Annotated in this window: 2 rRNA genes; both read left to right on the top strand. The window is 41.7% G+C overall.

The annotated features are described in order from the left end of the window. Positions 1-347 (top strand): 23S ribosomal RNA (locus tag JWF52_RS19080); the annotation flags it as partial. Positions 348-433: 86 nt separating this feature from the next. After that, positions 434-550: ribosomal RNA gene (gene rrf / locus JWF52_RS19075) — 5S ribosomal RNA — on the top strand. Positions 551-614 lie beyond the last annotated feature (64 nt).

Below are 614 nucleotides of genomic sequence, written 5' to 3'. Positions count from 1 at the left end.
GTTCGCCCCATTAAAAGTGGTACGCGACTGGGTTCAGAACGTCGTGAGACAGTTCGGGTCCCCTATCCGTCGCAGGCGTAGGAAATTTGAGGAGACCTGTCCTTAGTACGAGAGGACCGGGGATGGACGTACCTCTGGTGTACCAGTTGTTCTGCCAAGGGCATGGCTGGGTAGCTATGTACGGAATGGATAAGCGCTGAAAGCATCTAAGCGCGAAGCCAACTTCAAGATAAGATTTCCCACCGTAAGGGTAAGACTCCAGGAAGACTACCTGGTTGATAGGTCGAAGGTGTAAGTGCAGTAATGTATTTAGCTTATCGATACTAATAGGTCGAGGACTTGACCAATTAAAATGATTAATTCAATAAATGTTTGTAGTTTTCAGAGTATTAACTTTGAAAAACTTAATAGAAATATTAAGCATAAGAGATTATGTGGTTACAATAGCAAAGAGGATACACCTGTTCCCATTCCGAACACAGAAGTTAAGCTCTTTAGCGCTGATGGTACTTGGTGGGCAACTGCCTGGGAGAGTAAGACGTAGCCACGTAATCTTTTTTTATATTCAAAAAGATATTCAAATTTTGGATACCTTTTTTATAATTAATACATAT

Origin of the sequence: Clostridium sp. CCUG 7971 (genome assembly GCF_017590215.1) — a bacterium.
Lineage (GTDB): Bacteria > Bacillota > Clostridia > Peptostreptococcales > Peptostreptococcaceae > Faecalimicrobium.
This window is presented reverse-complemented; position numbering and strand designations above follow the sequence as displayed.